The sequence below is a fragment of the Shewanella sedimentimangrovi genome, assembly GCF_017354965.1.
GTDB lineage: Bacteria > Pseudomonadota > Gammaproteobacteria > Enterobacterales > Shewanellaceae > Shewanella > Shewanella cyperi.
Genome location: NZ_CP071502.1, coordinates 247,954 through 270,000, shown reverse-complemented (window position 1 = coordinate 270,000; position 22,047 = coordinate 247,954). Strand labels below are relative to the sequence as shown.

38 protein-coding genes (1 of these 38 only partly in view) are annotated in these 22,047 nt (G+C 51.1%); 6 read left to right on the top strand and 32 right to left on the bottom strand.

Features of this window, described 5'->3' with window-relative positions; all coding sequences use genetic code 11:
- The 3 genes in view from nrfF to JYB85_RS01245 are tightly spaced (at most 13 nt apart) and all read right to left on the bottom strand, a layout consistent with a single transcriptional unit that may run on beyond the window.
- Nucleotides 1-167 carry the 5' portion of a heme lyase NrfEFG subunit NrfF gene (nrfF, locus tag JYB85_RS01255; protein ID WP_207380715.1) on the bottom strand. The gene continues 334 nt to the left of window position 1, outside the view, so 167 of the gene's 501 nt are visible here — the first part of the coding sequence; the start codon lies at nt 165-167; its stop codon lies beyond the left edge, outside the window.
- Nucleotides 164-721 carry a DsbE family thiol:disulfide interchange protein gene (locus tag JYB85_RS01250; protein WP_207380714.1) on the bottom strand — a complete coding sequence of 186 codons (558 nt, stop codon included), beginning with the start codon at nt 719-721 and terminating at the stop codon, nt 164-166. Before JYB85_RS01250 ends, nrfF begins: the two co-directional genes overlap by 4 nt.
- A 13-nt stretch (nt 722-734) precedes the next feature.
- Nucleotides 735-2,702 (bottom strand): heme lyase CcmF/NrfE family subunit, encoded by a 1,968-nt coding sequence (locus tag JYB85_RS01245; protein ID WP_207380713.1) that lies wholly within the window; start codon nt 2,700-2,702, stop codon nt 735-737.
- Between the two features lie 369 nt (nt 2,703-3,071).
- On the opposite strand from JYB85_RS01245, the gene ccmI reads away from it, so the two are divergent.
- Entirely contained in the window at nt 3,072-4,313 is a 1,242-nt protein-coding gene (ccmI, locus tag JYB85_RS01240) for a c-type cytochrome biogenesis protein CcmI (protein ID WP_207380712.1), read from the top strand.
- 117 nt (nt 4,314-4,430) lie between these two features.
- On the opposite strand, the gene JYB85_RS01235 is transcribed toward ccmI, so the two are convergent.
- Nucleotides 4,431-4,724 (bottom strand): c-type cytochrome, encoded by a 294-nt coding sequence (locus JYB85_RS01235; RefSeq protein ID WP_207380711.1) that lies wholly within the window; start codon nt 4,722-4,724, stop codon nt 4,431-4,433.
- A gap of 329 nt (nt 4,725-5,053) precedes the next feature.
- On the opposite strand from JYB85_RS01235, the gene ccmA reads away from it, so the two are divergent.
- From ccmA to ccmE, 5 genes are read left to right on the top strand one after another with little or no spacing between them, the layout of a single operon-like run.
- Nucleotides 5,054-5,692 (top strand): cytochrome c biogenesis heme-transporting ATPase CcmA, encoded by a 639-nt coding sequence (gene ccmA / locus JYB85_RS01230; RefSeq protein ID WP_207381941.1) that lies wholly within the window; start codon nt 5,054-5,056, stop codon nt 5,690-5,692.
- Between the two features lie 9 nt (nt 5,693-5,701).
- A complete protein-coding gene (gene ccmB, locus JYB85_RS01225; protein ID WP_207380710.1) occupies nt 5,702-6,388 on the top strand; it encodes a heme exporter protein CcmB in 687 nt (228 codons plus the stop codon).
- Nucleotides 6,389-7,135, top strand: coding sequence for a heme ABC transporter permease (locus JYB85_RS01220; RefSeq protein ID WP_207380709.1), 747 nt, complete (start codon nt 6,389-6,391; stop codon nt 7,133-7,135).
- Nucleotides 7,135-7,335, top strand: a complete 201-nt coding sequence (gene ccmD, locus JYB85_RS01215; protein ID WP_207380708.1) for a heme exporter protein CcmD — start codon at nt 7,135-7,137, stop codon at nt 7,333-7,335. Before JYB85_RS01220 ends, ccmD begins: the two co-directional genes overlap by 1 nt.
- Nucleotides 7,332-7,820: a cytochrome c maturation protein CcmE gene (ccmE, locus tag JYB85_RS01210; RefSeq protein WP_207380707.1), complete on the top strand. Its 489-nt coding sequence runs from the start codon at nt 7,332-7,334 to the stop codon at nt 7,818-7,820. Before ccmD ends, ccmE begins: the two co-directional genes overlap by 4 nt.
- A gap of 589 nt (nt 7,821-8,409) precedes the next feature.
- Here the strand turns inward: ccmE and rplQ are convergent.
- The 28 genes from rplQ to rpsJ form a co-directional block, all read right to left on the bottom strand.
- On the bottom strand, nt 8,410-8,805 hold the full coding sequence (rplQ, locus tag JYB85_RS01205) for a 50S ribosomal protein L17 (RefSeq protein ID WP_207380706.1): 396 nt from the start codon (nt 8,803-8,805) through the stop codon (nt 8,410-8,412).
- A 40-nt stretch (nt 8,806-8,845) separates the two neighbouring features.
- On the bottom strand, nt 8,846-9,835 hold the full coding sequence (locus JYB85_RS01200; protein WP_207321641.1) for a DNA-directed RNA polymerase subunit alpha: 990 nt from the start codon (nt 9,833-9,835) through the stop codon (nt 8,846-8,848).
- Nucleotides 9,836-9,859: 24 nt separating this feature from the next.
- Nucleotides 9,860-10,480, bottom strand: a complete 621-nt coding sequence (gene rpsD / locus JYB85_RS01195; protein ID WP_207321640.1) for a 30S ribosomal protein S4 — start codon at nt 10,478-10,480, stop codon at nt 9,860-9,862.
- Nucleotides 10,481-10,514: 34 nt separating this feature from the next.
- Complete coding sequence (gene rpsK, locus JYB85_RS01190) at nt 10,515-10,907, bottom strand: 30S ribosomal protein S11 (protein ID WP_207321639.1); 393 nt, start codon at nt 10,905-10,907, stop codon at nt 10,515-10,517.
- A gap of 14 nt (nt 10,908-10,921) precedes the next feature.
- Complete coding sequence (gene rpsM / locus JYB85_RS01185; protein ID WP_207321638.1) at nt 10,922-11,278, bottom strand: 30S ribosomal protein S13; 357 nt, start codon at nt 11,276-11,278, stop codon at nt 10,922-10,924.
- Between the two features lie 113 nt (nt 11,279-11,391).
- Complete coding sequence (gene rpmJ / locus JYB85_RS01180) at nt 11,392-11,505, bottom strand: 50S ribosomal protein L36 (RefSeq protein WP_006083579.1); 114 nt, start codon at nt 11,503-11,505, stop codon at nt 11,392-11,394.
- Between the two features lie 23 nt (nt 11,506-11,528).
- Nucleotides 11,529-12,869 (bottom strand): preprotein translocase subunit SecY, encoded by a 1,341-nt coding sequence (secY, locus tag JYB85_RS01175; protein ID WP_207380705.1) that lies wholly within the window; start codon nt 12,867-12,869, stop codon nt 11,529-11,531.
- A gap of 7 nt (nt 12,870-12,876) precedes the next feature.
- Nucleotides 12,877-13,311 carry a 50S ribosomal protein L15 gene (gene rplO / locus JYB85_RS01170; RefSeq protein WP_207321636.1) on the bottom strand — a complete coding sequence of 145 codons (435 nt, stop codon included), beginning with the start codon at nt 13,309-13,311 and terminating at the stop codon, nt 12,877-12,879.
- Between the two features lie 3 nt (nt 13,312-13,314).
- Nucleotides 13,315-13,497 (bottom strand): 50S ribosomal protein L30, encoded by a 183-nt coding sequence (rpmD, locus tag JYB85_RS01165; RefSeq protein WP_207321635.1) that lies wholly within the window; start codon nt 13,495-13,497, stop codon nt 13,315-13,317.
- A 6-nt stretch (nt 13,498-13,503) separates the two neighbouring features.
- Complete coding sequence (gene rpsE / locus JYB85_RS01160) at nt 13,504-14,013, bottom strand: 30S ribosomal protein S5 (RefSeq protein WP_207380704.1); 510 nt, start codon at nt 14,011-14,013, stop codon at nt 13,504-13,506.
- A gap of 12 nt (nt 14,014-14,025) precedes the next feature.
- Nucleotides 14,026-14,376, bottom strand: coding sequence for a 50S ribosomal protein L18 (rplR, locus tag JYB85_RS01155; RefSeq protein ID WP_207321633.1), 351 nt, complete (start codon nt 14,374-14,376; stop codon nt 14,026-14,028).
- A gap of 10 nt (nt 14,377-14,386) precedes the next feature.
- Nucleotides 14,387-14,920 carry a 50S ribosomal protein L6 gene (gene rplF / locus JYB85_RS01150; protein WP_207321632.1) on the bottom strand — a complete coding sequence of 178 codons (534 nt, stop codon included), beginning with the start codon at nt 14,918-14,920 and terminating at the stop codon, nt 14,387-14,389.
- Between the two features lie 11 nt (nt 14,921-14,931).
- Nucleotides 14,932-15,327, bottom strand: coding sequence for a 30S ribosomal protein S8 (rpsH, locus tag JYB85_RS01145; protein WP_207321631.1), 396 nt, complete (start codon nt 15,325-15,327; stop codon nt 14,932-14,934).
- A 24-nt stretch (nt 15,328-15,351) separates the two neighbouring features.
- Nucleotides 15,352-15,657, bottom strand: coding sequence for a 30S ribosomal protein S14 (gene rpsN, locus JYB85_RS01140; RefSeq protein ID WP_207321630.1), 306 nt, complete (start codon nt 15,655-15,657; stop codon nt 15,352-15,354).
- An 11-nt stretch (nt 15,658-15,668) separates the two neighbouring features.
- On the bottom strand, nt 15,669-16,208 hold the full coding sequence (gene rplE, locus JYB85_RS01135) for a 50S ribosomal protein L5 (protein ID WP_207321629.1): 540 nt from the start codon (nt 16,206-16,208) through the stop codon (nt 15,669-15,671).
- Between the two features lie 12 nt (nt 16,209-16,220).
- Nucleotides 16,221-16,535, bottom strand: coding sequence for a 50S ribosomal protein L24 (rplX, locus tag JYB85_RS01130; RefSeq protein WP_207380703.1), 315 nt, complete (start codon nt 16,533-16,535; stop codon nt 16,221-16,223).
- Between the two features lie 11 nt (nt 16,536-16,546).
- Nucleotides 16,547-16,915 (bottom strand): 50S ribosomal protein L14, encoded by a 369-nt coding sequence (gene rplN / locus JYB85_RS01125; RefSeq protein ID WP_006083590.1) that lies wholly within the window; start codon nt 16,913-16,915, stop codon nt 16,547-16,549.
- Nucleotides 16,916-17,091: 176 nt separating this feature from the next.
- Nucleotides 17,092-17,340: a 30S ribosomal protein S17 gene (gene rpsQ / locus JYB85_RS01120; RefSeq protein WP_207321627.1), complete on the bottom strand. Its 249-nt coding sequence runs from the start codon at nt 17,338-17,340 to the stop codon at nt 17,092-17,094.
- Complete coding sequence (gene rpmC / locus JYB85_RS01115; RefSeq protein WP_011758342.1) at nt 17,340-17,531, bottom strand: 50S ribosomal protein L29; 192 nt, start codon at nt 17,529-17,531, stop codon at nt 17,340-17,342. The genes rpsQ and rpmC overlap by 1 nt, the downstream gene beginning before the upstream one ends.
- Nucleotides 17,531-17,941 (bottom strand): 50S ribosomal protein L16, encoded by a 411-nt coding sequence (gene rplP, locus JYB85_RS01110; protein ID WP_207380702.1) that lies wholly within the window; start codon nt 17,939-17,941, stop codon nt 17,531-17,533. The genes rpmC and rplP overlap by 1 nt, the downstream gene beginning before the upstream one ends.
- Before the next feature lie 11 nt (nt 17,942-17,952).
- Nucleotides 17,953-18,645: a 30S ribosomal protein S3 gene (gene rpsC, locus JYB85_RS01105; protein ID WP_207380701.1), complete on the bottom strand. Its 693-nt coding sequence runs from the start codon at nt 18,643-18,645 to the stop codon at nt 17,953-17,955.
- 9 nt (nt 18,646-18,654) lie between these two features.
- A complete protein-coding gene (gene rplV / locus JYB85_RS01100; RefSeq protein WP_207321624.1) occupies nt 18,655-18,987 on the bottom strand; it encodes a 50S ribosomal protein L22 in 333 nt (110 codons plus the stop codon).
- Nucleotides 18,988-19,002: 15 nt separating this feature from the next.
- Entirely contained in the window at nt 19,003-19,281 is a 279-nt protein-coding gene (rpsS, locus tag JYB85_RS01095) for a 30S ribosomal protein S19 (RefSeq protein ID WP_011758338.1), read from the bottom strand.
- A 14-nt stretch (nt 19,282-19,295) separates the two neighbouring features.
- Entirely contained in the window at nt 19,296-20,120 is an 825-nt protein-coding gene (gene rplB, locus JYB85_RS01090) for a 50S ribosomal protein L2 (RefSeq protein WP_207380700.1), read from the bottom strand.
- A gap of 11 nt (nt 20,121-20,131) precedes the next feature.
- Entirely contained in the window at nt 20,132-20,434 is a 303-nt protein-coding gene (rplW, locus tag JYB85_RS01085) for a 50S ribosomal protein L23 (RefSeq protein WP_207321622.1), read from the bottom strand.
- The gene (gene rplD, locus JYB85_RS01080) at nt 20,431-21,036 is read right to left on the bottom strand and encodes a 50S ribosomal protein L4 (protein ID WP_207380699.1); all 606 of its coding nucleotides are present in this window, start codon (nt 21,034-21,036) and stop codon (nt 20,431-20,433) included. Before rplD ends, rplW begins: the two co-directional genes overlap by 4 nt.
- A gap of 17 nt (nt 21,037-21,053) precedes the next feature.
- Entirely contained in the window at nt 21,054-21,692 is a 639-nt protein-coding gene (rplC, locus tag JYB85_RS01075) for a 50S ribosomal protein L3 (RefSeq protein ID WP_207321620.1), read from the bottom strand.
- A gap of 27 nt (nt 21,693-21,719) precedes the next feature.
- On the bottom strand, nt 21,720-22,031 hold the full coding sequence (rpsJ, locus tag JYB85_RS01070) for a 30S ribosomal protein S10 (protein ID WP_011070616.1): 312 nt from the start codon (nt 22,029-22,031) through the stop codon (nt 21,720-21,722).
- Nucleotides 22,032-22,047 lie beyond the last annotated feature (16 nt).

The following is a 22,047-nucleotide window of genomic DNA, read 5'->3' as shown; positions in this document are numbered from 1 at the left end:
TCAATCAGGTTTTGGTTTTGGCATTGGGGACAGCGCAGCTCGTGTGCCAATGCCAAAGCGCGCTTCTGATTTTCTGCCGACTTGAACTCATAGGTGTCCACAGGCGTCGCCAGCACTTGCCATGAAAACAGCACCGAACAGCAAAATACGAGCAATGCACGGATCATGATGCGGCTCCTTGCTGCGCAGCTTCGGCTTGGAGCTGCTGTATCATGGGATACAGGGTTTCACTCCATACCCGCTGATCGACTGGTCCGGCGAAGCGATATCGAATAATTCCCTTGTGATCCACCAGGAAAGTTTCTGGGGCGCCATAAACGCCCAAATCCAGTCCCAGTCGGCCATCCTTATCGAAAATATTCATCGTATAGGGATTGCCCTGATATTTGAGTTCCTGCAATGCCGGATCGCGCTCGTCACGGTAATTTATGCCATAGATAGGCAATATGTTTTTACGTGACAACATCAGCAAAAATGGATGCTCATACTTACAGGAAGGACACCAGGTCGCCCATACGTTGAGCATGGACACCTTACCCTTGAGATCTTCATTGCTGATCATTTCCCCGGGTACATCCAATTTTTCCAGGGAAAATACCGGAATAGGCTTTCCTTCCAGGGCGGAATCCAATTGCTGTGGATTAAGAAACAATCCTTTGTACAAAAAGATCCCCAGTCCTAAAAACACAAACAGTGGAATAAAGAGCACCAGCTTTTTCATGTCATCTCCAAAATCAGGCAGTTGCCATTTTTCCCTGAGCCGCCTCAGGCGCTGCGGCACGCACCCGATAACGCTTGTCCGAAGCGGCAAATAAACCGCCGATCATCATAAATATGCCACCGAACCACAACCAGCGGACGAAAGGCTTGTAATTCAGACGCACGGCAAATTCTGTATCACTGACAGGATCACCCATGGTGACATACAAATCCCGGAACAGACCCCAGTCGATGCCGGCTTCGGTCATATCCATGGTGCTGACATTGTACTGACGTCTGTCGGGCTTGAGCAGCGTCAGGAACTTATCCCCTTCGTAAACCTCAATTTGGCCTTGTTTCGCCGTGTAGTTCGGACCGGCCATATTCTTAATATCGACAAACTTGAAGGTGTAACCGGCCAACTCATAGCTGGCACCCGGCCCCATACGCACACTCTTTTCTATGGTGTAGTTGGACACCATGGTTGCTCCAACCACAGAAACGGCGATGCCCAGGTGCGCGACTATCATGCCCAATTGGCCGCGGCTGATGCGGGTCAGTTCAAATGTGCCTTCTTTGGTCTTGGCGAGGTTATAAGCTTCACGCAGGGTTGCCAGGGTAATCCACACAGCTGCCGCTATTCCGGCAGCAACCCAGGCATTGAACTCTCCGCCGGCCAGGAATGGAGCCGCCAAACCAAACAGTACAGACACAACCGCCGGTATCAATAACTGACGCTTAAGTTCACCTTGTTTGGCTTTTTTCCATCGCACAATGGGACCGATCCCCATGAAGACGAACAGTACCAGCACCAGAGGAACAAACACGGCATTAAAGTACGGTGGTCCAACGGAGATCTTACCCATGCCCAGTGCATCAATCAGCAGTGGATACAGGGTGCCAAGCAGCACAGTGCCTGCGGCTACAGTGAGTATCACATTGCACAACAGCAACATGGTTTCCTTGGACATGAGTTCAAATTTGGCAGGACTGGTCATATCGCTGGCCCGGAAGGCAAAGAGTGTCAGCGAACCACCTATGGTAATACCCAAGAGCAACAGAATGAACATACCGCGACTGGGGTCGGACGCAAAGGAGTGCACCGAGGTCAGCACGCCGGAACGCACAATAAAGGTGCCAAGCAGGCTTAGAGAAAACGCAAAAATAGACAGCAGTACCGTCCAGTTGCGGAAGGTGCCGCGCTTTTCGGTGACGATAAGCGAATGCACCAAAGCGGTACCGATCAACCAAGGCATAAAGGAGGCGTTTTCAACCGGATCCCAGAACCACCAGCCGCCCCAGCCCAGCTCATAGTAGGCCCACCAGGAGCCCAGCGCGATACCGCCGGTCAGGAATATCCAGGCAGCGAGTGTCCAAGGACGACTCCATCGTGCCCAGGCGGAATCCAGGCGACCACTGAGCAGCGCCGCAATGGCAAAAGCAAAACTGACCGCAAATCCAACATACCCCAGATACAGCATGGGGGGATGGAAGATAAGGCCCACGTCCTGCAGCATGGGGTTAAGATCCCGTCCTTCCATCGGTGCCGGAAACAGGCGGGCAAAGGGACTGGAGGTCAGCAAAGTGAAGGTACTGAAGCCCAGGGTGATAAGACCGATAACGGCCAACACCCTTGCGGTGAACACCTCTTCCAATCCCTTACTGAAGGTCGCTACTGCAGCGGCCCAAACAGAGATGGCGAAAACCCAAAACAGCAGGGAACCTTCATGACCACCCCAGACCGCGGCAATCTTGAAGAATATGGGTAGCTGCGAGTTGGAATGCTGGGCCACATAGGAAACCGAGAAATCGTCCACGGCAAAGCTGTATCCCAGAGCCACTATGGCCAAAAGGATAAAGAAACACATGCCGTAAGCTAAAGGCCAAGCATAACGCACCAGGTACTGATCCTTGCGCGCCACCCCAATCAGAGGCACGATGGTCAGCAGCAGGGCAAAGGCCATGCCGGTGATCAGCGAAAAATGTCCAAGTTCTGGGATCATGAGGATTCCTTCAATCAATTTGCCATGTTGAATGCCCGGCTGAGCATCAACCCACAACAAGCCTTGCTGCACATATTAGTGCTTGCGAATGCTCGTGCCATTTTAGACATAGCTACTGTGGCTGTCTGCCACTTTAGCTCAATAATGGGTTACGAGTCTCATTCTGTATTTGTCGACCCAAGACCCGCATCAGGGTTTGCAATCTGACAATGACACTTAAGCGAAAGTTCTTCGTGAGTCATTGATCTGTGAGGCAGACCTCAACTCCGGGTCGAAAAGCGTATATTACTGTTCAATGAATCTGCTTTTCGTATAATCTGGCGCTCAACCCTGCTTTACCGTCAATTCAAACGAAAGCGAACTGAAACGATGACCACATTCTGGATTTTGATAGCACTCGTTGTCCTGGTCGGCCTGGTGCTGATTTGGATTCCCCATTTCCGCCAACAAAAGGGTCTGGCCAAAGCTGAAGATGTGCGTCAAAGCACCAACCTGGCTTTGTACAAAGAAAGATTGGCCAATCTTGAACTGGAGTTGACCAATCAATCTCTGGATCAAAGCGAATTTGACGCGCTGAAAGCCGAGCTGGAACTGAGCCTGCTACAGGATATCAAGCAAGGCGACAAGGCCAGTGCCGGACTTAACAAGAACTCCCGCAGTCTGGCGTGGCCAATTCTGATGTCGGTAATGTTGCTGGCAGTCACCGCCTTCATGTATCACCGCCTGGGTGCATTTGAGGAGTTGGCCAATCCTCCCGTGGCGAATGATCCTCACGCCGGCATGAATCCGGAACAACTGATGGCCCAGCGTTTGAAAATGATGGAGGCCGCCGTCGCCTCTGAGCCCGAAAACAGCCAGGCCTGGTTCTCTCTCGGCCATGCCTATATCTCAGCCGGCCAATATGACAAGGCCATGACTGCCTTCGATAAGGTCATGGAGCTGGTTGGTACCTATGCGGAAATGCTCGGCCCTAAAGCCACCGCGCTCTACTACAAAAACGATCAGCAAATGACGCCGGAAGTACAGGCCCTGATCGATCAGGCTCTGGCACTGGATCCCAAGGATCCTTCGACTCTGTTGCTGGTTGGTATGGACGCATTTTTCAGTTCCGACTTCACCAAGGCCATCACCGCCTGGGAAACCATACTGACCTCTGACCGTCCGGACGTTGATCGTGAAGCCCTGGCCAATGCCATCGCGACCGCCAGAATGAGAATGCAGGACAGCGGTGCCATGCCAAATGATGCCACTCACAGGCCAATGACCCAGGCATCTGAACTGACAGTGACTGTATCGGTAAAACCCGAGCTGGCCACTCAGGTGCAGGCAAGTGACACCCTGTTTGTGTTTGCCCGCACCACAGACGGCGAGCGTATCCCCTTGGCTGTGACCAAGGTCAAGGCCGATGCCATGCCCATGACGGTTAAACTGGACGACAGCAGCGCCATGAGCAACGATCATAAGCTCAGTGGTGCCAAGGTAGTGGATGTTATTGCCCTGCTCTCAAAAAGCGGCACAGTCAGACCGCAAGCCGGAGATCTTCAGGGTCGGGTTGCCTCCGTCAAACCAGGCGAGCAAATCCAACTGACGTTGGACGTTCAGGTCCATTAGCGTTCAGCCCAAATAAATAAAGGCTCCCCAGGGAGCCTTTATTTTTACCTCACTCATCTCAGCAAAATCGGCATAAAAAAACCGGCCAATAGGGCCGGTTTTTTATCTGATGCCAGATTACTTGGACATGAACTCGATAGCAGCCTTGTAATCGTCATCGGAACAGTCGGTGCACATGCCACCTGGTGGCATAGCATTCAGACCTGATTTAACGCTGCCTACCAGAGCATCGATACCCTTGGCCAGGCGAGGCTCCCATTGGGCAGCGTCATGAACAACTGGTGCGCCGGCAACGCCCATGGCGTGGCATACGTGGCATGCTTTCTCGTATACAGCCTTACCTTCTTGTGCAGATACGCTTCCGGCCATTGCCAGAGAAGCTACTGCTACCACTGCTAACAGTTTTTTCATTCTAAGTGTTCCTAATGCAATTGTTACAATGCTCAACGCTGCCTTTCTAAAGGGGCAGACTGATGATTGCGTAACCAAGGCTACTACAAACTTCACCAAAACTCACCTTTTTGTGACCACAATCCCAGCCTTTGAATCAGGATGAGACATGGGACACAATTTCCTTATTATATTAGCAAGCCATAGAAAACGGGCGTGGGCAGCAGAAGCTGAGCCAGATCAAAATGCTGACACTAAATCCCTGCGCCGGATCACCATAGAGGTCAAGTGTGTTAGTATCGCAGCAGCTAGACATTCCCGAACCAGAGGCATCAGTGACCCCAAAGTTAATGACAGCTAACGCATTGATTTCCGCAGAGGGTCTTACCTGCATCCGCGAAGAGCGCATTCTGTTTGATGACCTGAGTTTCGCCATCAATCCCGGCGATATAATCCAGATTGAAGGCCCTAACGGGGCAGGTAAAACCAGCCTGTTGCGGATCCTTGCCGGTTTGTCCCGCCCATACGCAGGCACCGTGAAGTACCAGCATGAGGACATCAATGCCTGCCGCGATGAATTCAATGAAGACTTGCTTTACCTTGGCCACTTGGCCGGGGTGAAAAGCGAGCTGACAGCAGAAGAAAACCTTAACTTCAATTTAAGGATCAGTGGTTATGCTGACTTTGATTGCCGCGAAATCCTGGCCAAGGTGAACCTAGGTGGCTTTGAAGAAGCCCTGGCGGGGCATCTGTCCGCCGGCCAACACAGGCGTACGGCCTTGGCCAGGCTTTGGCACAATAGTGCCAAAATCTGGATCCTCGACGAACCTTTCACCGCCATTGATAAACGTGGTGTTGAGGAACTTGAACATTTGTTCATTCAACACGCCGATAGCGGTGGCTGCGTCATATTGACCACCCATCAGGACATGGGGTTAATCAAAGACGACAGATTACGCAAACTCCGCCTGGATTATCGCTTCCTATAAGGTTATTGCATGAAAAGAGGCATCAGTTTTACCCAGGCATTCTTCACACTGCTAAAGCGCGATCTGAAGATAGCCGTCCGTCACCGTGGCGATATATTCAACCCATTACTCTTCTTTGTCATGGTGGTGACCCTGTTTCCCCTCGGCATAGGACCTGAACCGAAAATTTTGACCCAAATTGCCCCCGGTATCATTTGGGTTGCCGCGCTGCTTGCCTCCATGCTCTCTCTTGAGCGCCTGTTCAAGGCTGATTTTGTCGATGGCTCACTGGAGCAAATGCTGTTGAGCCCCCAGCCGCTGTCTATTTTGGTGCTGGCGAAAGTACTGGCACACTGGCTACTGACCGGCGTGCCGCTGATCCTGGTCTCTCCCCTGCTGGCGGTACTGCTTCACCTTGAAGAGAACAGCTACGGCGCCCTGATGAGCACTCTGCTTCTGGGCACTCCGGTACTCAGCTTACTTGGCGCCATCGGCGTGGCTCTGACCGTGGGTTTACGGAAGGGGGGTGTCCTGCTCAGTTTATTGATCCTGCCGCTGTATATTCCGGTGCTTATTTTTGCCACCAGTGCCATAGACGCGGCGGGAATGAATTTACCCTACGATGGCCAGCTCGCTATAATAGCAGCCATGCTGGCAGGTTCTTTAACCTTGGCGCCCTTTGCAATTGGGGCTTCCCTTAGAGTGAGTACAAACTAAATGTGGAAATGGCTTCATCCTTACGCAGATCCTGAGCGAGCCTTCAAACTGTCAGATAAACTGCTTCCGTGGTTTACCGTCCTGGCCGTAGTGTTGATCGGTACGGGCACACTCTGGGGCCTGGCTTTTGCGCCAAGCGACTATCAGCAGGGTGACAGCTACCGGATTATCTTCATCCATGTGCCGGCAGCGTCAATGTCGATGGCTGTGTATATGGGCATGGCTACTGCCGCGTTCATCGGTTTGGTGTGGCAAATTAAACTCGCCGACTGGGCAGCAGCGTCAATGGCGCCAATTGGTGCTGTGATCACCTTTATCGCCCTGTTCACCGGCGCCACCTGGGGTAAACCCATGTGGGGGACTTGGTGGGTATGGGATGCACGTCTGACATCGGAATTGGTATTACTGTTTCTTTATTTGGGGGTGATATCCCTGTACGCCTCATTTGAAGACAAGGTGCTGGCAGCCAGAGCTGCTGGGATCCTGGCCATAGTAGGGGTAATCAATATTCCGATTATCAAATACTCGGTGGAATGGTGGAGTTCACTGCATCAGCCGTCGACCATCAGGATCACCGAGAAGTCCACCATGTCAATGGACATGCTCTTTCCGCTGCTGATTAACATATTTGGCTTTGGCATGATGGTGGGTGCCATCACCATATTGCGTTTCAAAGCCGAAATACTGGCACGTAATGCCATGCGTCCCTGGGTCAGGGAAATGGCCATGGCGAAAGGAGTCAAATAATGCAATTTGAATCTTTAAGTGAATTCTTCAACATGGGAGGCTATGCCTTCTACGTTTGGTTGGCTTACGGCACCACTTTCGGTTGTCTGGCAGCATTAATACTGTCAAGCCGGAGCCAACAACAAAAGGTGTTAACGGAAATTGCCAAGAAAATTGTCCGCGAAGAGCGCCTGAAAGAACATCGGAGTACCAAAGCATGAACCCAAGACGCAAGAAAAGACTGACCCTGGTTGTCGCCCTTATTGGCGGTGTAGCCGCTGTGGCTTCGCTGCTGCTGTACGCGCTCAACAGCAACATCAACCTTTTCTACACCCCGAGTGAAATTGTAAACGGCAAGACCGATACCGGCATTAAACCGACCGTAGGCCAGCGCATTCGCGTCGGCGGTATGGTGACTGAGGGATCGCTCAAGCGCGATCCGCAAAGCTTGCACGTGGAGTTTGCGGTACACGACGCCAATGGCGGTGAGATTCTGGTGACCTATGACGATCTGCTGCCCGATCTGTTCCGAGAAGGCCAGGGAATTGTCGCGCAAGGTATATTGACCGGCGAAGGTAAGCTTGAGGCATCGGAAGTATTGGCCAAGCACGATGAAAATTACATGCCCCCCGAGGTCGCTGAAGCCATGGGTAAGAATCACCAAAAGCTTGATTATGGCGACAAGCAAAAAGGTGGTTCACGCTAACTGCCATAAACGCCTCCCTCCGGAGGCGTTTTTTTATGCCTGCGAAAGGCCCTTCCTGTCTCCACCGCACATAACCAAACCACGTCCAAGCATTCCCCAAGAGCCAGAGTAAAGGCTAGCCATCCATTACCGTCAGCGCGATAGGCTCGCACAGTCTGTAGGTACTGTCGTGTGCTGTGAGCTATGGGCCGGGCTTTGGGCTATGGGCTTTGGGATATGGGCTTTGGGCTTTGGGCTGTAGGCTTTGGGCTGTAGGCTTTGGGCTTTGGGCTTTGGGCTTTGGGCTGTAGGCTGTAGGCTGTAGGCTGTAGGCTGTAGGCTGTAGGCTGTAGGCTGTAGGCTGTAGGCTGTAGGCTGTAGGCTGTAGGCTGTAGGCTGTAGGCTGTAGGCTGTTGGCTGTTGGCTGTTGGCTGTTGGCTGTTGGCTGTTGGCTGTTGGCTGTTGGCTGTTGGCTGTTGGCTGTTGGCTGTTGGCTGCCCAACGAATTACACAACCCACATTGAAGCCCAATACAGAAGCGACAGGCAGACAAACGAAAAACAAAAAGGCCGGATATTGCTACCCGGCCTTTTTAATTGAACTATCCCGATTACTCGGCTGCTTCGACGTCTACGGCTTCAGCAGCTTCAGGACGGCCAACCAGCTCGATGTAAGCCATAGGGGCTTTATCACCGGCACGCAGACCGCACTTCAGGATACGGGTGTAACCACCAGGACGCTCCTGGTAACGTGGACCCAGTTCATTAAACAGTTTACCTACGACTTCTTGATCGCGGGTACGAGCAAATGCCAGACGACGATTTGCAACGCTGTCACTTTTAGCAAGTGTTATCAGAGGCTCAACTACGCGGCGCAGTTCTTTCGCCTTCACTACGGTCGTCTTGATGATCTCGTGACGAACCAGTGAAGAAGCCATGTTGCGGAACATAGCTTGGCGGTGGCTGCTGTTGCGGTTAAGTTGACGACCACTCTTACGATGGCGCATGACCTAATCCTTATAACCTAAATCTGTACAAACCTGGGACTTACAGGTCGTCGGCCAAGCTGGCTGGAGGCCAGTTTTCCAGACGCATACCTAGCGACAGTCCGCGAGAAGCCAACACATCCTTGATCTCGGTAAGAGACTTCTTACCCAGGTTAGGTGTCTTGAGCAACTCAACTTCAGTGCGTTGTACCAGATCTCCGATGTAATGAATCGCTTCGGCCTTCAGACAGTTGGCCGAACGTACAGTTAGCTCTAAATCGTCGACAGGACGCAGCAGAATTGGATCGAACTCTGGCTTCTCTTCTTTCTGCTCTGGCTCAGAAACATCACGCAGCTCTACAAACGCATCCAGCTGTTCGGCCAGGATGGTTGCGGAACGACGGATAGCTTCTTCCGGATCGATAGTACCGTTAGTGGTCATATCGATTACCAGCTTATCCAGGTCAGTACGCTGTTCCACACGCGCTGCTTCTACGTTGTAGGCAATGCGGGCAACGGGCGAGAAGGAAGCGTCAACCAGCAAACGGCCGATTGGGCGATCATCGTCTTCGGTCTGGGCACGGGCAGAAGCCGGCACATAACCACGACCACGCTCAACGCGGATACGCATGCTGATCTCATTGTTACCGGTCAAATGACAGATAACATGGTCAGGGTTGACGATAGTTACATCACCGTCGTGGGTGATGTCTGCTGCAGTGACAGGGCCTGCGCCGGACTTGCTCAGAGTGAGCATAGCCTCGTCTTTACCCTCGATGATCACTGCCAGACCTTTCAGGTTCAGCAAGATTTCAAGGATATCTTCTTGTACGCCTTCCTTGCTGCTGTATTCATGCAGCACACCGTCGATCTCGACTTCGGTAACCGCGCAGCCGGGCATAGACGACAGAAGGATGCGACGCAACGCGTTACCCAAAGTATGTCCGAAACCACGCTCGAGCGGCTCCAGAGTCACCTTGGCACGAGTTGGGTTAACCTGCTCGATATCCACGAGACGCGGTTTAAGAAATTCTGTAACAGAACCCTGCATTGTGTCCTCTCTTGTTTGTTAGCCTTACTTAGAGTAAAGCTCGACGATCAGCTGTTCGTTAATATCCGCAGACAAATCGCTACGCTCTGGAACGCGCTTGAAAGCACCTTCCATCTTAGCGGCATCTACTTCAACCCAAGTAGGCTTCTCGCGCTGACCAGCCACTTCCAAAGCAGCCTTGATACGAGCTTGCTTCTGTGACTTTTCGCGGATGCTTACTACATCATTCGCAGACACTTTGAATGACGGAATGTTAACAACACGACCGTTTACCATAACAGACTTATGGCTAACCAGCTGACGTGCTTCAGCACGTGTCGCACCAAAGCCCATACGATAAACTACGTTATCCAGACGGGTTTCCAAAAGTTGCAGCAGGTTTTCACCAGTGTTGCCTTTCAGACGTGCAGCTTCTTTATAGTAGTTACGGAATTGCTTTTCCAACACACCGTAAATACGACGAACTTTTTGCTTCTCGCGCAGCTGCAGACCGTACTCAGACAGACGTGGCTTACGAGCGCCATGTTGTCCAGGTGCAGCTTCCAGCTTACACTTCGAATCGATTGCTCTCACACCGCTTTTCAGGAAAAGGTCAGTACCTTCCCGGCGGCTGAGCTTGAGCTTGGGACCCAAGTATCTTGCCATGATCTTTCTCCAACTATCCTAACTAAACGGCGAGTTACACGCGGCGCTTTTTAGGAGGGCGACAACCATTGTGAGGAATAGGTGTCACGTCAGTGATGTTGGTAATTTTGTAACCAACAGCGTTCAGCGCACGAATGGCTGACTCACGACCTGGACCTGGACCCTTCACAAAAACTTCAAGGTTTTTCAAACCGTAATCCTGAGCAGCAGCACCTGCGCGCTCAGCGGCAACCTGTGCAGCAAACGGGGTAGATTTACGTGAACCACGGAAACCTGAACCACCGGCAGTTGCCCAAGACAGAGCATTACCTTGACGATCGGTGATAGTCACGATTGTGTTGTTGAAAGACGCATGGATATGAGCCATGCCATCCGCAACCTGTTTACGTACGCGCTTACGCGGAGAACGTGACGGAACTTTAGCCATTGTCTACCTTCCCGTTACTTCTTGATTGGTTTACGTGGACCTTTGCGGGTACGCGCATTGGTCTTAGTACGTTGCCCACGGAGAGGCAGGCTACGACGATGGCGGAGGCCACGATAACAACCAAGGTCCATAAGACGCTTGATGTTCATTGAAACCTCACGACGCAAGTCACCTTCTACTGTGTATTTGGCAACTTCTTCGCGTAGAGTATCGATTTGAGCTTCGCTCAATTCCTTGATCTTAGCGTCTTCGGCGATAGCAGTAGCCGCGCAAATTGCTTTAGCGCGAGTACGACCAATGCCGTAGATAGCAGTCAATGCAATGACTGTATGCTTTTGATCAGGAATGTTAATGCCAGCGATACGGGCCACTATGCACTCCTTAAGTTAAAGGCCATCTGTGAAAAGCCCGAAAGGATACTCGACAGATGACGTGTTTGCAAACATTTTTTGGCCAGCCCGAAAATCGGGACTGGCCGGTTTTTTTAGCCTTGACGCTGTTTGTGTTTTGGTTCAACACAGATAACGCGTACAACGCCACTACGCTTGACGATCTTGCAGTTACGGCAGATCTTCTTCACGGAAGCTCGAACTTTCATTTCATCACTCCGTAAAAGCTGGCTTATCGACCAAAACGATCTAAGTTCGCCTGGTTAATAAGGTTCGCTTTTTTCATCACAGACTCATATTGATGAGACATCAAATGGGTCTGAACCTGAGCCATGAAGTCCATGATTACCACTACCATAATCAGCAGTGAGGTGCCGCCGAAATAAAACTGCACCTTCATAGTAATTAACATGAACTCCGGAATTAAACAGATAAAGGTAATGTATAACGCGCCTGCCAGAGTCAAACGAGTCATTACTTTATCAATGTAACGCGAAGTCTGTTCTCCAGGACGGATCCCGGGAATAAACGCACCGCTCTTCTTCAGGTTGTCTGCTGTCTCGCGTGGGTTAAACACCAGCGCGGTATAGAAGAAACAGAAAAAGATGATTGCCGTTGCATAAAGCAATGAGTACAGCGGCTGCCCGGGTGACACGGCCAGCGAAATGTCGCTGAGCCATGACAGGGCAGGATTCTGACCAAACCACTGAGCCAGTGTGCCTGGAAACAGAATAATGCTGGACGCAAAGATTGGCGGAATCACACCGGCCATGTTGACCTTCAGTGGCAAGTGAGTGCTCTGCGCAGCAAAAACCTTACGGCCCTGCTGACGCTTGGCGTAGTTGACAACGATACGACGCTGCCCACGCTCAACGAATACCACCAGATAAGTCACTACCAGTACAATTACTGCAATCAACAGCAATACCAGTACGTTAATGTCACCTTGACGCGCCTGCTCGGCCGTTTGGCCGATAGCGGATGGCAGGCCGGCTACGATACCTGCAAAAATCAGGATCGAAATACCGTTACCTATGCCACGCTCGGTTATTTGTTCGCCCAGCCACATCAGGAACATAGTCCCGGTGACCAAGCTCACGGTAGCAACAAAGTAAAAACCGAAACCTGGGTTGACCGCGAGGCCAGGAACCAGGTTCGGCAAACCGGTTGCAATACCGACCGACTGGAATGTACCCAACACCAAGGTGCCCCACCTTGTGTACTGACTGATTTTCTTGCGACCTGACTCACCTTCCTTTTTCAGTTCGGCGAGTGCAGGATGCACTACAGTCAGCAGTTGCATGATGATCGATGCCGAAATGTACGGCATGATCCCCAGTGCAAATATAGAGGCACGCTCAAGGGCACCACCGGAGAACATGTTGAACATGCCCAGGATGGTGCCTTGTTGCTGGCCAAACAGCTCTGCTAATACAGCTGCGTCAATACCAGGAATTGGCACAAAAGAACCGGCACGAAACACGATTATTGCACCAATCACGAACAGGAGACGGGCCTTCAGTTCAGAAAGACCGCCCTTCGCGCTTTTTAAATCAAGTCCTGGTTTTGCCATCGACGTATTATTCCTCGATCTTTCCGCCGGCAGCTTCAATAGCTGCACGTGCACCTTTGGTTACCTTCAGACCTTTCACGGTCACTGGGCGCTCAATGGTACCTGAAAGAACGATTTTCGCAAACTGGATGTTGCGAGTAATAACGTTCGCATCTTTCAGTGCGTTCAGGTCGATAACATCACCGTTAACTTTAGCCAGTTCGCCTACGCGAACTTCAGCAGTTACCATAGCAATACGCGAGGTAAAGCCGAACTTGGGCAGACGGATCTTCAGTGGCATTTGACCACCCTCGAAGCCAGGACGTACACCGCCACCGCTACGAGATTTTTGACCCTTGTGACCGCGACCAGCGGTCTTACCCAAGCCAGAACCGATACCACGGCCTACACGCTTTGGTGCAGACTTAGCGCCTGCAGCTGGAGATAGAGTATTCAGACGCATTTATCAGTCCTCCACCTTAACCATGTAGTAGACCTTATTGATCATACCGCGAACAGCAGGAGTATCTTCCAGCTCAACGGTGTGACCAATACGACGCAGACCCAAGCCAGTCAGAGTGGCTTTGTGCTTTGGCAGACGGCCGATAGCACTCTTGGTCTGAGTTACTTTTACAGTTTTAGTAGCCATGGTGCATTACCCCCGAATTTCGTCAACATTCAGGCCGCGCTTGGCTGCGATCTGCGCTGGTGACTTCATATGTACCAGAGCGTCAACAGTTGCACGAACGATGTTGATCGGGTTAGTAGAACCGTATGCTTTCGACAGAACGTTGTGAACGCCTGCTACTTCCAATACGGCACGCATTGCGCCACCGGCAATAATACCGGTACCCTGGGCAGCTGGTTGCATGTAAACGCGTGAACCAGTGTGACGACCCTTCACCGGATGGTGCAGAGTGCCGTGGTTCAGTTCTACAGAAACCATGTTGCGACGGGCTTTTTCCATTGCTTTTTGAATAGCAGCTGGAACTTCACGCGCCTTACCATAGCCGTAGCCGACACGACCGTTACCATCACCCACTACAGTCAATGCAGTGAAGCTGAAGATACGACCGCCCTTAACGACTTTAGAAACACGATTAACTGCAATCAATTTCTCTTGCAGATCGTCTTTTTGTTGCTGTTGAGCTTCTACTTTAGCCATTGTATAAACCCCTTAGAACTGGAGGCCAGCTTCACGAGCAGCGTCTGCCAGAGCAGCCACACGACCGTGATACTTGAAACCAGAACGGTCGAAGGCAACAACAGTCACGCCTTTCTCAACCGCGCGTTCTGCAATGGCTTTACCCACTGCCTTGGCCGCATCCACGTTACCGGTATACTTCAGAGCTTCTTTGATTGACTTTTCAACAGTAGAAGCCGTTGCAACCACCTGAGCTTCAGGATTGATCACCTGAGCATAGATGTGACGTGGTGTACGATGTACAACCAGACGGTTCACGCCCAGCTCTTGGATCTTCTTGCGAGCGCGAGTAGCACGACGCAAGCGAGATGTTTTCTTATCCATATCGCGTTACCTACTTCTTCTTAGCCTCTTTACGGCGTACTTCTTCGTTAGCGTAGCGAACACCCTTGCCTTTGTAAGGCTCTGGTGGACGATAGCCACGAATCTCAGCAGCCACTTGACCTACCAGTTCTTTGTCGATTGAACGCAGAACGATTTCGGTCTGGGATGGGCATTCAGCAGTAACGCCAGCAGGCATTTTGTGTACCAGCGGGTGTGAGAAGCCCAGGGACAGATCCAGATCGCTGCCAGCAACTTTAGCGCGGTAACCCACACCAACCAGTTGCAGCTTTTTCTCGAAACCCTGAGATACACCAATCACCATGTTGTTGATCAGGGCACGGGCAGTACCAGCTTGGGCCCAAGCGTTAACAACGCCTTCAACTGGACCAAACTTTACTTCGTTACCTTCAACAACAACGGCTACTGCATTGTTGATTACTCGAGTCAGAGTACCCTTACCGCCTTTGACGGTAATTTCCTGACCATTCAAAGTCACCTCTACGCCAGCAGGAATAGTGACTGGTGCTTTTGCTACACGAGACATTTCCTAGCTCCTTACGCTACGTAGCAGATAACCTCACCACCCATGCCAGCGAGGCGGGCGGCACGATCAGTCATCAGGCCTTTAGAAGTGGACACGATTGCGACACCCAGACCGCCCATCACTTTTGGCAGTTCGTCTTTACCTTTGTAAATACGAAGACCAGGACGGCTTACGCGCTGGATAGTCTCAACGACAGGTTGGCCTTGGAAATACTTCAGAGTGATTTCCAGTTCAGCCTTATTGGCTTCTTCTGCTACGGCGTAGTCAGTGATGTAACCTTCTTCTTTCAGCAGCTTCGCGATAGCGACTTTCAGCTTAGCAGATGGCATCTTCACAGATACTTTGTTAGCAGCTTGGCCGTTACGGATACGGGTCAACATATCCGCAATAGGATCTTGCATGCTCATATTAGCTTACTCCGTGACAAGTGCTTACCAGCTGGCCTTACGCAGACCAGGAACTTCACCACGCATGGTTGCTTCACGCAGTTTGATACGGCTCAGGCCGAACTTGCGCAGGAAGCCATGTGGGCGACCAGTTTGATTACAGCGGTTGCGTTGACGCGACGCGCTTGAATCACGTGGTAGAGCTTGCAGCTTCAGAACTGCATCCCAACGCGCTTCGTCAGTAGACTCAGGGCTGTTGATGATAGCTTTCAGAGCGGCACGCTTTTCAGCATACTTGGCCACGAGAACTGCACGCTTTGCTTCACGTGCTTTCATTGAAGTTTTTGCCATTACGCTACCCCTTATTTCTTGAATGGGAAGTTAAAAGCGTCTAACAAAGCACGACCTTCTTCGTCAGTGTTCGCAGAGGTAGTGATAACAATATCCATACCACGAACTTTATCGATTTTATCGTAATCGATTTCTGGGAAGATGATCTGCTCACGCACGCCCATAGCGTAGTTACCACGGCCGTCGAACGACTTAGCGCTCAGACCACGGAAGTCACGGATACGAGGGATTGCGATGTCAACCAAACGCTCAAAGAATTCCCACATGCGCTCACCGCGCAGGGTCACTTTACAGCCAATAGGGTAGCCTTCACGGATTTTAAAACCAGCAACTGACTTACGAGCTACAGTCACTACTGGCTTCTGGCCGGCAATAGCAGTCATATCACGGACAGCATTTTCCATGATTTTCTTGTCTGCAACAGCTTCGCCAACACCCATGTTCAGGGTGATTTTCTCAATCCGAGGGACTTGCATGACACTGGTATAACCGAACTTTTTAGTCAGTTCAGCGACAACAGTCTCTTTGTATTTATCATGCAGTTTCGCCATCGTTTACTCCAGTTACTTAACGAGTTCACTGTTCGATTTGAAGAAACGCACTTTCTTGCCGTCTTCAAATCGGAAACCAACACGATCCGCCTTGCCAGTGACAGGGTTAAAGATCGCTACATTTGATACTTGAATCGGTGCTTCTTTCTCAACAACACCACCAGTCACACCCAGTTGTGGGTTAGGCTTCTGGTGCTTCTTGACGAGATTGATGCCCTCAACAATGACTTTCCCGGTAGTCAGTACGCGAGTCACTTTGCCACGCTTACCTTTATCTTTACCGGTCAGTACGATTACTTCGTCTTCACGACGGATTTTTGCTGCCATTTTGAAGCTCCTTACAGTACTTCTGGTGCCAGCGACACGATTTTCATGAATTGCTCGTTACGCAGTTCACGGGTCACAGGTCCAAAGATACGAGTACCAATCGGCTGCAGGTTGTTGTTCAGAAGAACAGCCGCATTCCGATCGAAGCGAATGACAGAACCGTCTGGACGACGTACGCCTTTCTTAGTACGGACTACCACCGCGTTATACACATCACCTTTCTTCGCTTTAGCGCGAGGAATGGCTTCTTTAACAGAAACCTTGATGATGTCGCCGATACCGGCATAACGACGATGAGAGCCACCCAAGACCTTAATACACTGAACTCTGCGAGCGCCACTGTTACATGCGACGTCCAGAGTCGATTGCATTTGGATCATTTTAAGTGCTCCGCTATCGTTACCACACAATCCCCCACTATGGGGTATTTACTCACCATTTACTGCCCAGAAACGGACAAAAATGGCGCGCAAGTATAACACCATAAAAAGGGAATGGATAGTGCTAAAAAACAAACGGCCCCGGTTTTCGGGGCCGTTTACTCAATCCAGGCTTATTAGGCCTTGGAAACTACTTCAACCAGGGTCCAGGACTTGGTCTTGGACAAAGGACGACATTCACGGATAGTGACTACATCGCCTTCGTTGCACTGATTCATTTCGTCGTGTGCATGGATCTTGGTAGTACGCTTGATGTACTTACCATAGATAGGGTGTTTCACCTGACGCTCAACGGCAACAGTGATGGACTTGTCCATTTTGTTGCTGGTTACGCGACCCTGCAAAGTACGGATTTTGTCAGACATTATGCACCCGCCTTAGAAGTAATAATGGTCTTAACACGCGCAATATTACGGCGCACTTGCTTCAGCTGGTGAGTTTGGGCCAGCTGGCCAGTGGCGTGTTGCATACGCAGGTTGAACTGCTCACGCAGCAGACCAAGTAATTCAGCGTTCAGTTCTTCAACGCTTTTTTCTCTCAGTTCGCTCGCTTTCATTACATCACCGTCTTAGTTACGAAGGTAGTCTTGATTGGCAGTTTGGCAGCGGCCAGTGCGAAAGCTTCGCGAGCCAGCTCTTCAGAAACGCCGTTCATTTCGTAGAGTACCTTACCAGGTTGAATCTGGCATACCCAGTATTCAACGTTACCTTTACCTTTACCCATACGCACTTCAAGAGGCTTAGAGGTAATTGGTTTGTCAGGGAAAACCCGGATCCAGATTTTACCTTGACGTTTAACGTGACGTGTCATAGCACGACGTGCAGATTCGATCTGACGGGCAGTCAAACGGCCACGGCCAACTGCTTTCAGACCGAAAGTACCAAAGCTAACTTCGGTACCGCTCGCCAGACCGCGGTTGCGGCCTTTGAACATCTTGCGAAACTTCATACGTTTAGGTTGCAGCATTGCCGGCTCTCCTATTTACCACGAGGCTTGCGCTTGGGTTGCTGCTGTTTCGGCTCTTCTACCTGAGGCAGCATACCGTCCAGAACTTCACCTTTGAAGATCCAAACTTTAATGCCGATCACACCGTAGGTGGTGTGGCTTTCAGCAGTAGAATAGTCGATGTCAGCACGCAGAGTGTGCAAAGGCACGCGGCCTTCACGGTACCACTCGGTACGCGCAATCTCAGCGCCGCCAAGACGGCCACTAACTTCAACTTTGATACCTTGGGCACCGATACGCATTGCGTTCTGTACCGCACGCTTCATGGCGCGACGGAACATTACACGACGCTCGAGCTGCTGAGCGATAGAATCGGCAACCAGCTTGGCGTCCAGTTCAGGCTTACGGATCTCAGCGATGTTAATTTGGGCAGGAGTGCCAGCAATTTTGGCAACTTCAGCGCGCAGTACTTCAACATCTTCACCCTTCTTACCAATCACAACGCCTGGACGGGCAGTGTGGATGGTAACGCGGATGCTTTTCGCTGGGCGTTCAATAACAATCTTAGATACTGATGCGGCTTCCAGTTTCTTTTCCAGAAACTTACGCACTTCCCAGTCGCTGTGCAGGTTATTTGCATAATCTGCTTTATCGGCGTACCAGGTAGAGATCCAAGGCTTGGTGATACCCAGACGGATACCATTAGGATGTACTTTCTGTCCCATTGCTCTCTCCTAGCGATCTGATACAACCACAGTGATGTGGCTGGTACGCTTCATGATACGATCAGCACGACCCTTGGCACGTGGCATGATGCGCTTCATTGTTGGGCCTTCGTCAACGAAAACCTTGGCAATTTTCAGCTCATCAATGTCAGCGCCTTCATTGTGCTCGGCGTTGGCAATAGCAGAGTCAACTACTTTCTTAACCAGTACGGCGGCTTTCTTGGGGCTGAAAGTCAGGATCTCGAGGGCCTTTGAAACAGGCAGACCGCGGATCTGATCAGCAACCAGACGAGCCTTTTGAGGCGACGTACGGGCAAAACGATGTTTAGCTAAAACTTCCATCTTATTCCTCCCGTATTAACGCTTCTTCGCTTTCTTATCAGCAGCGTGGCCGCGATAAGTGCGAGTTGGTGAGAATTCACCAAGTTTGTGGCCGATCATTTCGTCAGTTACGAAAACAGGAACGTGCTGACGACCATTATGGACAGCGATGGTCAACCCAATCATTTGTGGGATGATCATTGAGCGGCGTGACCAAGTCTTGATAGGCTTTTTGTCACCCGCTTCCACCGCTTTCTCTACCTTCTTCAGCAAGTGCAGGTCAATGAATGGACCTTTCTTGAGAGAACGTGGCATGGCGAATCCTCTTATTACTTATTACGACGACGTACGATGTACTTGTCAGTGCGTTTGTTGCTACGAGTCTTATAACCCTTAGTTGGAACGCCCCATGGAGTTACTGGGTGACGGCCACCAGAAGTACGGCCTTCACCACCACCGTGTGGGTGATCTACAGGGTTCATTGCAACACCGCGAACTGTTGGGCGTACGCCTCTCCAGCGCTTGGCACCAGCTTTACCCAATTGGCGCAGCATGTGCTCGGCATTACCGACTTCACCTAAGGTCGCGCGGCAGTCTACTGGTACTTTGCGCATTTCGCCTGAGCGAAGACGCAGAGTAGCGTAGGCACCATCACGAGCCACTACTTGTACATAGGCACCGGCTGAACGTGCAATCTGAGCACCTTTGCCAGGCTTCATTTCCACAGCGTGAACAACAGAACCCACAGGGATGTTGCGCAGCGGCAGGGCGTTACCGGTCTTGATGTCTGCATCTACGCCAGAAACGATCTTGTCACCAGCCTGCATGCCTTTGGCAGCCAGGATGTAACGACGTTCGCCATCTGCGTACAGAACCAGAGCGATGTGAGCGGTACGGTTTGGATCGTATTCCAGACGTTCAATCTTTGCTGGGATACCATCTTTGTCACGCTTGAAATCGACCAGACGGTAATGTTGCTTGTGACCACCGCCGACGTGACGGACAGTGATACGACCGGTGTTGTTACGACCACCGGACTTGGACTTCTTCGCCAGCAGGCCAGCAAAAGGTTTACCCTTGTGCAGATCGCTGTTAACAATCTTAACAACGCCACGACGACCTGGAGAGGTTGGCTTACACTTTACAATTGCCATGAGTAATCTCCTTACGCTTCAGCGCCGACGAAATCGATGTCAGCACCGGCAGCCAGAGTCACATAGGCCTTTTTCCAATCGCTACGGCGGCCCATACGAGCACCAGTACGCTTAGTCTTGCCTTTGTTAACCAGCGTGCGAACGCCATCAACTTCAACTTCAAACAGTTTCTCAACAGCAGCTTTGATCTCAGCTTTGGTCGCATCGATAGCTACGCGGAAAACCACAGTGTTGTTCTTCTCGGCAACCACAGTGCTCTTTTCAGAGATGTGCGGAGCCAGAATAACTTTCAGTAAACGCTCTTCGCGGATCATGCCAGCATCTCCTCGATTTGCTTCACAGCATCAGCAGTTACCAGGACCTTGTTGAACGCGATCAGGCTTACTGGATCCAGGGCTGCTACATCACGAACGTCAACCTTGTACAGGTTGCGGGCAGCCAGGAACAGGTTCTCGTCAACTTCTGCAGTCACGATCAGCACGTCTTCCAGATCCATAGCTTTCAGCTTGGCTTTCAGCTCTTTGGTCTTTGGAGCTTCAACAGCGAACTGTTCTACAACTACCAGACGCTCTTGACGTACCAGCTCAGAGAGGATGCTCTTCAGAGCACCGCGGTACATCTTCTTGTTCACTTTTTGGCTGTGATCTTGGGTTTTAGCAGCGAAAGTTACGCCACCGCCACGCCAGATTGGGCCTTTGATACCACCGGCACGAGCGCGGCCAGTACCTTTCTGGCGCCATGGCTTTTTGCCAGAGCCAGTGATTTCAGCGCGAGTCTTCTGAGCACGAGTGCCCTGACGCGCGTTTGCAGCGTAAGCTACAACTACCTGATGAACCAGTGCTTCGTTAAAGTCACGGCCGAAGGTAGTTTCGGAAACTTCAAGAGCGCTTTGCGCGTCTTTCAATACCAATTCCATTACTATCTCCTCAGACCTTAAGCTTTAACGGCAGGCTTGATGATCAGGTCGCCATTGGTAGCGCCTGGAACAGCACCCTTAACCAGCAGCAGGTTACGCTCAACATCTACACGTACAACGTCCAGATTTTGAGTGGTAACACGCTCGGCACCCATGTGGCCTGACATTTTCTTGCCTTTAAATACGCGACCTGGCGTCTGGTTCTGACCGATAGAACCGTTAGCGCGGTGCGACAAAGAGTTACCGTGAGTCATATCCTGAGTACGGAAGTTCCAGCGCTTAACACCGCCCTGGAAGCCTTTACCCTTGGATTGACCGGTAACGTCTACTTTCGCTACGTCAGCGAAGATTTCAACTTTCAGCTCAGCACCAACTTCAATGCCTTCGCCTTCACCGTCTGCCAGACGCATTTCCCACAAACCACGGCCGGCTTCAACGCCCGCCTTGGCAAAGTGACCTGCTTCTGGTTTAGTGATGCGATTGGCTTTTTTGGCACCAGTTGTAACTTGAAGGGCACGGTAACCGTCAGTTTCCAGGGTCTTAACCTGGGTAACGCGGTTGGCTTCCACTTCAATTACAGTAACAGGGATAGACACGCCATCTTCGGTGAAGATGCGGGTCATACCCACTTTACGACCAATAAGACCGATAGCCATCTCTCAAACCTCTTCTAAGGATCTCAATTAACCCAAGCTAATCTGTACATCGACGCCAGCGGCCAGATCGAGACGCATCAGGGCGTCAACGGTCTTTTCAGTTGGCTCAACGATGTCAACCAGACGCTTGTGAGTACGCAATTCGTATTGGTCACGAGCATCTTTATTAACGTGCGGAGAGATCAAAACGGTATAACGCTCTTTGCGCGTAGGCAGTGGGATAGGACCACGAACCTGGGCACCAGTGCGTTTAGCAGTTTCAACGATTTCCGCAGTTGACTGATCAATCAAACGATGATCAAATCCTTTCAAGCGGATACGGATTCTTTGGTTCTGCATTGACCAGAGCTCCTAA